Source organism: Stenotrophomonas sp. P5_B8 (genome assembly GCF_054049855.1).
This window is the reverse complement of record NZ_JBFULO010000466.1, coordinates 1-2,805: the sequence shown is the minus strand read 5'-3', so window position 1 is coordinate 2,805 and position 2,805 is coordinate 1. Positions and strand designations below refer to the sequence as shown.

The 2,805-nt window shown below is 65.0% G+C and carries 1 protein-coding gene; it reads right to left on the bottom strand.

Annotation, left to right across the window (positions count from 1 at the left end; translation table 11 throughout):
* Positions 1–2,567, bottom strand: a 2,567-nt coding sequence (gene acnA, locus ACXJKH_RS18125; protein ID WP_457321417.1) for an aconitate hydratase AcnA, incomplete at its 3' end; no start/stop codon positions are given.
* Between the last annotated feature and the right edge of the window lie 238 nt (positions 2,568–2,805).

The window sequence follows — 2,805 nt, the reverse complement described above, 5'->3', positions numbered from 1 at the left end:
GAACCGTCCAGACCCAGGCTCTGCGCGTTCTCGCCGGCCTTGAACTGCAGCGGCAGCACGCCCATGCCGACCAGGTTGGAGCGATGGATGCGCTCGAAGCTCTCTGCGATGACCGCCTTGACGCCCAGCAGATTGGTGCCYTTTGCCGCCCAGTCGCGCGAGGAGCCGGTGCCATACTCCTTGCCGGCAAACACCACCAGCGGCACGCCTTCGGCCTTGTATTTCATGGCCGCGTCGTAGATGGCCAGCTTCTGCGGCTCGCCGCCGTCCTTGGGGAAGTACAGCGTGTTGCCGCCTTCCTCGCCACCGAACATCAGGTTCTTGATGCGGATGTTGGCGAAGGTGCCACGGACCATGACGTCATCGTTGCCACGACGGCTGCCATAGCTGTTGAAGTCGGCCGGTTGCACGCCGCGTTCCTGCAGGAAGCGCCCGGCGGGCGAATCCTTCTTGATGTTGCCGGCCGGGGAGATGTGATCGGTGGTGATCGAATCGCCGAACAGGCCCATCACCCGCGCGCCGTGCACGTCGTCGATGTGGCCGACCTGCATGGTCATGCCCTCGAAATACGGCGGGTTCTTGATGTAGGTGGAGTGGCCGTCCCACTCATACAGGTCGCCGTCCGGGGACTTGATGTTGTTCCAGCGCGAATCGCCCTTGAACACGTCGGCGTAGTTCTGCTTGAACATCTCCGGGCCGATGGTCGCGGCGATCACATCGCCGATTTCCTTGTTGCTGGGCCAGATGTCGCGCAGGTACACCGGCTGGCCATCGCTGCCGGTGCCGAGTGGTTCGGTGGTCAGGTCGATGTCGGTAGTGCCGGCGATCGCATACGCCACCACCAGCGGCGGGCTGGCCAGGTAGTTCATTTTGACTTCCGGGTGCACGCGGCCTTCGAAGTTGCGGTTGCCCGACAGCACCGAGGTCACCACCAGGTCGCCCGCGGCGATGCCCGCGCTGACTTCGGCCGGCAGCGGACCGGAGTTGCCGATGCAGGTGGTGCAGCCGTAGCCGACCACGTAGAAGCCGATCTTTTCCAGCTCGGTGAGTACACCGGCCTTTTCAAGGTAATCGGTGACCACGCGCGAGCCTGGGCCGAGCGAGGTCTTTACCCAGGGCTTGCGGTCCAGGCCCTTGGCGGCCGCGTTGCGGGCGAGCAGGCCGGCGCCGATCATCACCGCCGGATTGGAGGTGTTGGTGCACGAGGTGATCGCGGCGATCACCACCGCGCCATCCTTCAGCCGGAATTTCGTGCCGTCCAGTTCGACATCGCTGTAGCTCTTGGCCAGTTGCTCGTTGCCGACCGCCGCACCACCGCCTTCATTGACGAAGTTGGATACGTCCTCTGTGCGCTTGTCGCGGTTGGTGGTGAGGCCGACCAGGCTGTCGCGGTAGTTCTGCTTGACGTCCTCGAGCAGCACGCGGTCCTGCGGGCGCTTGGGGCCGGCCAGCGACGGCTTGACCGTGCCCATGTCCAGTTCCAGGGTGACGCTGTAGCTGGCGTGTGCGGTGTCGGCGTCGTGCCACAGGCCTTGGGCCTTGGCGTAGGCCTCGACCAGCGCGATTTGTTCCTCGCTGCGGCCGGACAGGCGCAGGTAGGTCAGCGATTCGCCGTCGATCGGGAAGATGCCGCAGGTGGCGCCGTACTCGGGTGCCATGTTGCCGATGGTGGCGCGGTCGGCCAGCGGCAGGTGCTGCAGGCCTTCGCCGAAGAACTCGACGAACTTGCCGACCACCCCGTGCTTGCGCAGCATCTGGGTGACGGTCAGCACCAGGTCGGTGGCGGTGGCGCCTTCGGGCATGCGTCCGGTCAGCTTGAAGCCGACCACCTGCGGGATCAGCATCGAGGACGGCTGGCCGAGCATGGCCGCCTCCGCTTCGATGCCGCCCACGCCCCAGCCGAGCACGCCGATGCCATTGATCATGGTGGTGTGGCTGTCGGTCCCGAATACGGTGTCCGGATACGCGATGGCCTTGCCATCCTTGTCCGCGGTCATCACCACGCGGGCCAGGTTTTCCAGGTTGACCTGGTGGACGATGCCGGTGTTGGGTGGCACCACCTTGAAGTTGTCGAACGCCTTCTGGCCCCAGCGCAGGAAGCCGTAGCGTTCCATGTTGCGCTGGAATTCGATCTTGCCGTTGAGGTCCAGCGCATCCGGCGTGCCGAATACATCCACCTGCACCGAGTGGTCGATCACCAGCTCGGAGGGAATCTGCGGGTTGATCTGTTCCGGGCGACCGCCGAGCTTGACCACCGCATCGCGCATCGCGGCCAGGTCGACCACGCAGGGCACGCCGGTGAAGTCCTGCAGGACCACGCGGGCCGGCATGAAGGCGATTTCAATATCCGGTTCGGCCTTGGGGTCCCACTTGGCCACTGCTTCGATGTGGTCGCGGCCGACGGTAGCGCCGCCGTCCTCGTGCCGGAGCAGATTCTCCAGCAGGATCTTCATCGAATAGGGCAGGTGGGAGATATCGAACTGCTGTCCGAGCTTGGGCAGGCTGAAGTAGTCGTAGGTCTTGCCGCCGACGTCCAGCTGGCTGCGGGTGGAGAACGAATCGCTCATGCGGGGTGACTCCTCTTGCGGATGGCTTGCAGTGGTCCGCGCGGAGCGGGCCTGCTTGCGTTTGCCGGCGGCCCTAGGGTACCGGATCGCAGCCAGTATGAGCGATCCCGTGCCACGCCATGGCCGGCCAGTGACAGAACACAAGGTTACACAGCCACATGTAGCGCCGGTGTCATCACAGCGGTGCGTCCAACGCAGACGGGGCGCACATGGGCGCCCCGTCGGGGAAGCGTTGCCG